The organism is Microbacterium kribbense (assembly GCF_039537285.1).
In the GTDB taxonomy this organism is placed as follows: Bacteria; Actinomycetota; Actinomycetes; order Actinomycetales; family Microbacteriaceae; genus Microbacterium; species Microbacterium kribbense.
This window is the reverse complement of the sequence record NZ_BAABAF010000018.1, coordinates 1-7,365: the sequence shown is the minus strand read 5'-3', so window position 1 is coordinate 7,365 and position 7,365 is coordinate 1. Positions and strand designations below refer to the sequence as shown.

General features: G+C 62.7%; 5 protein-coding genes. 1 reads left to right on the top strand and 4 read right to left on the bottom strand.

The window, feature by feature from the left end; translation table 11 throughout:
- Positions 1-847: 847 nt before the first annotated feature.
- From ABD705_RS15960 to hisD, 4 genes are all read right to left on the bottom strand, one after another.
- Positions 848-1,396: a carbohydrate ABC transporter permease gene (locus ABD705_RS15960; RefSeq protein WP_344785386.1), complete on the bottom strand. Its 549-nt coding sequence runs from the start codon at positions 1,394-1,396 to the stop codon at positions 848-850.
- 69 nt (positions 1,397-1,465) lie between these two features.
- Positions 1,466-2,878, bottom strand: coding sequence for an amidase (locus tag ABD705_RS15955; protein ID WP_344785384.1), 1,413 nt, complete (start codon positions 2,876-2,878; stop codon positions 1,466-1,468).
- Positions 2,875-4,323, bottom strand: coding sequence for a purine-cytosine permease family protein (locus tag ABD705_RS15950; RefSeq protein ID WP_344785388.1), 1,449 nt, complete (start codon positions 4,321-4,323; stop codon positions 2,875-2,877). Before ABD705_RS15950 ends, ABD705_RS15955 begins: the two co-directional genes overlap by 4 nt.
- A 124-nt stretch (positions 4,324-4,447) precedes the next feature.
- On the bottom strand, positions 4,448-5,782 hold the full coding sequence (hisD, locus tag ABD705_RS15945) for a histidinol dehydrogenase (RefSeq protein ID WP_344785382.1): 1,335 nt from the start codon (positions 5,780-5,782) through the stop codon (positions 4,448-4,450).
- Between the two features lie 72 nt (positions 5,783-5,854).
- Here hisD and ABD705_RS15940 point away from each other — a divergent pair, with 72 nt between their 5' ends.
- On the top strand, positions 5,855-6,766 hold the full coding sequence (locus ABD705_RS15940; RefSeq protein ID WP_344785380.1) for a LysR family transcriptional regulator: 912 nt from the start codon (positions 5,855-5,857) through the stop codon (positions 6,764-6,766).
- Positions 6,767-7,365: the final 599 nt, after the last annotated feature.

The following is a 7,365-nucleotide window of genomic DNA, read 5'->3' as shown; positions in this document are numbered from 1 at the left end:
TCTGCTCGCGGCACCCACGCCTCTCGGCACCGGGAGCGGAAGCTCTGGGGGCATCCTGCCGATTCGCTTCCCCAGTGATTGAACCGGTGTCGGATGCCCGCGTTCTTCACGCCCCCAGAGCGTTCGAACGAGTCTCACCATACATGAGGCGTGTCCCCCAAATGGGGGACAATTCTCGATTCCTGAGCAAATCCTGAGATCGGGTCGGACGGCCGCTCGCGGCGCGAATTCCCCACCGACATGAGCGCCCCGCGCAAACCTCGGCGACGAGGCGCGCGGGACGCGCCGGCTGGAACGAGCGCTTCCGCGCCCACGCGACCGCAAAGACGTCCACCGACTACCCGCACCCACTCAGCTGGGGGCCGGGCACACCTGTTCACGCGATCTCCGAGTATCTCGGCGCCGATCCGCGCACGGTACTCGCCGTCTACGCCCATGCCTTGAGCGAGGGTCGGCGCCGGGACGCCATGGGCCGGCTCATCGTGCCCAGCCTTGACCTGCCACCACTACGGCGGCAGGTCAAGCATCTGCGGCTGCCCGTAAAGCGCATCGCGGGTAATTTCTGACCGTGCCACGTGGTCACGGGCGGCGCGGGCGTCCAGCGCAGCGGTCCGGACTGCGCCCGCCAAACGATCACCGATGATCGGACCCACCGCCGCAACCGCTACCGCGCGGGCAAGTTCGACACCGCGCCATCGAGAATCCGCCTCCGAGAACTGGTCACTCTGCCACATCAGCGGCGATCACTCCATCGACGTAAGTGACGATCGCTCTATCGGCCTCAGTGACGGTGGCTGATATCTGGAGTGACGGCGAACGACTCCCGCCGGTGGTGAGAATGTGACGATCACCCTTTGACTGCGCCGACGGTCATTCCGGCGATGACTTGCTTCTGGAAAATCGCGTAGATGATGAGCTGCGGCAGGAGGACCAAAGTTGCCGACGCCATCATCCCGCCGTAGTCGACGGTGAACTGGCCCTGGAATCTGGACACGGCCAGCGAGACGGTGACCATGTCAGGGTTGCTGATCAGGATCGACGCGAAGGGAAACTCATTGAACACGCACACGACGTTGAAGATGAGGATTGTCGCGATCACTGGACGCATCAGCGGTAGCACCACTGACCAGCACAGGCGCCACAACCCGACGCCGTCGATTATCGCTGCCTCCTCGATCTCTCCCGGAAATTCGCGGAGGAACCCGGTCATGAGAAGGGTGTTGAAGGGCACCGTGACGGCGATGTACGGGACGATGAGCGCGGCGTACGTTCCAAAGACCCCGAGCGCCAAGTCGAGTCGGTAGACCGGGAACAGCAGGATGTACCCCGGCACGGCCAGTCCCACCAGGAAGTAGAAGCGCACCGATGATTGCACGCGCTTGCGGCGGAAAACCATTCACGCATCAAACCCGCGACGGTTCAATGGGCCCTTCCAGCCGATGCGACGCTGCGACGCCTATGGCTCTTACCGAACCGACCCCGCACACAGGCGCTCGATGAATGCAGCAGCCGCGAGTACTCGCGCGTCGTCGAAGCGTCCCCCCATCACCTGCAGTCCGATCGGCAGGCCATGAGAGGACAGACCAACCGGGATCGTGGTCGCTGGCAGGCCAGCGAGGTTTGCGGGATAGAACATCGCCGACCAGGCGTCGAAGAACGGGTCGACGGGCAACCCACCGGCCGTCTCGGGCGTGTCCCGACCGAGCGGAAAGGCAGTCACCTGCGCGGTAGGTGTCAGCAGGATGTCGAACTCGCCGAAGAACCGCAACCACCGTTCCGTGAACGCTGACCGGCGGTAGATCGCGTCGAGATAGTCGGCCGCGCTTTTGTGTTCGCCGGCGCGGATGATCGATGCGGTTCCGGGAGTCATTGCGTCTTCCCATTCCGCAAGCAGCACGCCCTCTGAGGAGAATCCCTCACATACGGCGATGTCATTCCACAAGTCGTTCGGGTCTCCTGTCGACGGATGCGCATCGGTCAGGGTGAGGCCAGCCTCGCGAAGATGCTCAATGGTTTCGCTGAAGCGTTGTCGGACGTCCTCGTCGACTGGCGCGAAGCCCAGATCGTGGCTGTAGGCGATGCGCAGTGCGCCGATCGTGGTGGTTGATGCTGACAGCAGCGTCGAGTACCCGGGCCGAGGGTTCGGGAAGGATAGGTCGTCGGCGGGGTCTGCGCCCGCAATGACGTCCATCAGAAGTGCACAGTCGCGCACGCTGCGTGCAATCGGTCCGGTCACCGACAGCGATTTCCACCCGCGGAATCCCGGGTCCTTGGGGACGACGCCGAATGTTGGCTTGTGGCCTGTTACGCCGCAGAAGGCCGCGGGTAGCCGAATGGAGCCGCCACCATCAGTACCAAGCGCGCCCGCGACCATTCCAGCAGCTACCGCTGCGGCCGATCCACCGCTCGAGCCGCCCGGTGTGCGTTCGAGATCGTACGGATTGCGCGTCGGCCCCCACACCGCGTTGTCTGTAAAGCCGCGGTAGCAGAACTCGGGGTTGTTGGTCTTGCCGATAAGGACCGCCCCTGCCGTCCGCAATCGAGCGACCGGGACTGCATCGACTGACGGCCGGAAATGTTTGTATGCCCGTGAGCCATTCGTTGCGAGAACGCCTCGCATCCAGATGTGGTCCTTGACCGCGATCGGCACGCCGTGAAGCGGGCCGATCGGCTCGCCCGCCGCGACGGAATTGTCTGCCGCAACCGCTGCGGACCGTGCCTCATCCGTGAGCACGACGGTGAAGGCACCTATGTCCGCGTCGACTTCCGCAATTCTGGCGAGAGCACGGTTGACCACGTCGATGCTGGATATCTCGCCGCTCGCGATCTTGCGGGCGGTTTCCGTCACATCCGGGATGGCTCCCACGGTGAAGGTCACGGTTTCGATGCCCTCCGGAAGAGCACGGCTTCCTCGTCGTAGTTCTCGCGGCTGCGCATCGCGACCTCGCGCTCGTGGTCGAGATCCAGTGTGCGCCCGAGGAGGATGTAGACGATGGCTGAGACGATCAGTCCCGCGAAGATCGCGATGTCGGCACCGCCGAGCGCCTGCGCTATAAACCCCGTGTACCACACCGTTACGGCGAACGGAATCATCGCGACGATCCCGGCGCCATACGCTGTCAAACCGCGCCAGCCCCAGTTGCGGTACAAGCCACCCGGGGTGAAGATCTCGCGAATCGCGTATTGCCCGCGGCGCACGAAATAGTAGTCGACGAGGTTCACCGATGTCCAGGGAACGAGGACATAGAGGAGGACCACTAGGAAGCTGGAGAAATTGTTGAGGAAGTCACCCGTGCTGACTAGCGAACCGACGAACGCCGCGGCCGCGATCAACAGGCACGCGACCACGCGCACGGTGCGAGTAGGCCGGATCGGCTTGACCGAATCGGCCATGGTGATCAGCTCCATAGCGGCAGCGTAGATATTAACGGTGATCACGGCGACCAGTCCTGGAAGAGCGGCCAGAAGAAGCCAGTAGCCAGAGCCGGGGAGGATCTGGTCGGCGGCCTGTTTTACGGCTTCTAGCGGTGATGCCTTCGAGAACATTGCCGCTAGCAGCGCGCCCAAGGCCATGAGCCAGGTGGCACCTGCGAAGACGCCTCCGTACGTGTACCAGAGCGCCTTCGCTGGACTGGTCTGCGGCGGCAGATAACGCGAATAGTCGGACACATACGGCGCCCAACCCAGCGCATATGCCGCTGCCGCACCGAACTGAACGAGGAAGCTCGTCCAGGTAAAGTCTCCAAACGACAGCTGGTGTGCATCCAGCCCACTCGTCACGATGACGGCGACCGTGAACACGCCGAAAGTGAGAAGAAAGAGCAAAGTCAGCCACTTTTGGGTCGTGTGTATCCAGTGGTACCCGAAGATCGCGAGCAGCACCGCGAGACCGCTGATAAGGAAATACCATAGCCCGTCAGCTTTCACACCGACAGTCATATCGAGCGCCTCGGCGCCGAGCATCTGGTTGAACATATTGAAGCCAACCAAGCTAAACACGACGATCGCACAGATGATGAGCACACCGCGGTAGCCGAACTGCGCGCGGGACTGGATCATCTGTGGAAGCCCGAGCTGCGGGCCCTGTGCCGAATGGAACGCTGTGAAGACGGTGCCCGCAGCCACGCCGAGCACGATGGCAGTGAGCGACGACATGAACGTAGCACCAAGTGCCGCACCTAACATTCCAGTAGCCAAGGTCGTGACGTTGGCGTTCGCCATGAACCAGAGGGGGAACAGGGACCATGGCTTGCCCCCTCGAGCGCTCAAGGGAACCCAGTCGATGGATCGCACCTCTACGCCGCGTCCAGGCGGCGTAGACATGCGAGGTGCGGATCGCTCACCCCCAAATTGGGGTGGCTCCGGGTGGTTCGGGTCTTGGAGCTTCTGATCGTTCACTGTCTTCTCCTATGAAAATGGAACGGATTTCCGGCAACGCGACGGCGCGCTACCGCGGGTATATCTGTCGATTGGCTGCCCGAAGCCGACGCGTCGCGGTGGATTTGTGGGCGACCATGCCCTCGAAATCCGCAATCGTCTCCACGGGGCCAGCCACTTGGCAGGTCGCAGATTCTGCCACGCGCTGATACGTGACCGTCTTCAGATAGCGTGACACGGAGAGCCCTCCCGTATACCGCGCGCTGCGTCCCGTTGGCAACACATGGTTCGTGCCCGTAATCCCCTTGTCGGAATACGCAACAGTCGACCACGCGCCCAGGAATAGTGAGCCATAGTTCTGCAGTCGCCGTACGAAGAAGTCGTCGTCACGCGTCATGATCTCAAGATGCTCGGGCGCGAGGATATCCATCAACTCGGCCGCAGTGCTCGCGTCGTGCGCGTAGTAGACCGTGCCGTAATCCCGCCATGCCGCACCTGCAACGTCGGCGGTCTCGAGATCCGCGAGTTGTCGATCTATCTCCTCGATTACCGATAGGCCGAACTCCCGCGATGTCGTCACAAGCGAAGCCGGCGACTGGGGTCCATGCTCGGCCTGGGCCAGGAGGTCCGCCGCGACAAGCTGTGGTTCGGCGGTCTCATCGGCGATGGCGGCAACCTCGGACGGCCCTGCGAGGAGGTCGATGCCAACGCGACCGTACAGCTGACGTTTAGCCTCAGCGACGTATGCGTTTCCCGCCCCCACGAGTACATCAATGGGCTGGTCGCCGAGAAGCCCGAACGCCATCGCGGCCAAGGCCTGCACACCCCCCAGCGCGAACAGGCGATCGACTCCTGCCAGATACGCGGAGTACATGATGGCCGGGTGACCACCCGCAGCCGAGGTCGGCGGAGTGCAGGCGATCACCGTCCCCACTCCGGCGGCCTTGGCGACACCGACAGTCATCGCTGCGCTCGTGAGAATGGGGAATCGGCCTGCGGGAAGGTACGCTCCGACGCGGGACACTGGAATGACCTTCTGGCCCGTGATCACCCCCGGAATCAGCTCGACCTCGAAGTCGACATGCTGCCGCCGCTGCTCCTGCGCGAACCGGCGAGTGTGGTCGACACTCATCGCCATGGCTTCGCGGACCTCCGAAGGCAGCCCATCTCCGCTGGCCGCAAGCATTTGCGCTCCGACCTCGATGTCCGTCCCCTCCCAACGATCCAGCCTGCGGGAGTATTCGAGGACGGCATCGACCCCACGGCTCTCGATCTGACTGAGCATCTCGCTGACGGTTTCGACAACCTGAGGCAGCCGTTGTGCAGCAACGCCGCCGATCTCAGGAGCCTTGAGAGTCTCGAACTTCCCGGAAATGTACTTCTCATCGGACACATCGATCTGCATGCGGTGAGGCTAACAGTGGCCAATCTCATCGCACAAGGCTGTATTAGGCTCGACGTCCCATAGACTAACCCTGTGACTCTGGCACAGATACGAGCTTTCCTCGCCGCATACGACACAGGGACTTTCACCGCGGCAGCGGCGATGCTCGGCATCAAGCAGGTTTCTGTCTCTGAACTCGTGGCCCGACTCGAGGCAGAGGTCGGCCTGGAGCTGTTCACGCGCGGAGCACGCCGACTCAGCCCTACCGCAGCGGCCGAGGAGTTCCGAGGACACGCAATCGATGCCATCAACGCGCTCGAGGATGGAGTCAAGTCCCTCCGATCAATCACATCCCTCGAGGGCGGTGTCTCCACGTTCGGCGTACTGCGAAACGCCGCCTACTACGACTTAGCCGACCTCGTACAGCGCTTCCACAAGCGCTACCCGAACGTCAGAATCCGCATGGTTGGGCTGAACTCCGCGCTCGTAGCCGACGCGGTCGCCGCCGGGGAGATCGAGTGCGCACTCGTCGTCCTCCCGATAGAGAACGAAGGCTTGTCCGTCAGAACTCTGTTCCACGACGAGGTCCTGTACGTCTCGACATCCAGATCCACTCGCCGCGGCCCGGTGAGGATCAGCGAACTCGCCGACGCGTCACTCGTCCTCTACGACGCGCACACTGGATGGCGCGATCCAACCCGACATCAGATCCAAGAACGGGCCCAGGCTGCAGGCGTACGTGTGGAACCCATCATCGAAGTCGAGCACGTGGAGACCGCGATCAGTCTCGTGGCGGCCGGAGTCGGCGACTCCTTCATAAGCAAGACGATCATAGATACCCCAGGCTTCCCTACCAGCATCCGGACATTCCCCTTCGCCGAGCCACTGTACGACACCCTCGCCCTCGTACGCCGCGAGGACGCAAGGCTCTCACCAGCCACAAGGAAGTTCGCAGACCTCGCCGAACGGATGTTGTTGTCGAAAGTCGGGCAGCAGGGATCCTGAGCGTCGGTGCGCCATGGCAACCCGACAAGTAGCACGAGATATCGAAACCTTCAGGTCCCCTCGGCAACTCCACTCGGGCAGGGGCCACGACGTATGGAGGTAAGGCAACCACCGCGAGGTTCTAGTCGTGCTCCTTTCGAAGTCAGGCGGGTGCGGTGTCGCGGGACGCCGATCCTGGGTATCCATCGCGATACATCACTCGCCCACCGCAAACATCTCTCACCTGCGTACCAACGACATGCTCGAGTTCCGGCGCCGAAACGCCCTCGAACCCCCCAGCGGTTCTTCCCCTCGTCCCAGGGCTGCTGTGAGGAGAACCAACTCTCGATCCGATACGCGCCTCGCACGACTCCGTGCGCAACCCCGAGACAATACTGTGCCTGTTCTCAGGCCCAGGGTGCGATCTTCCAGTGACCAGGGGCCATTTCGTAAACCTCGCGCTCCGTCGAGCCCGGACGCCATGCCATCTCTTCACCATGATGGCCGGCGCGTCAATCGGGTGTCGGCGGCGCTCGAACTTTGAACGGTTTCGGCGTTCGAAAAGTGAGCAGTTGCGGGCAGTTTAGCCCTGTGGTTGTTCGGTTGTGGTGCGGATGCTG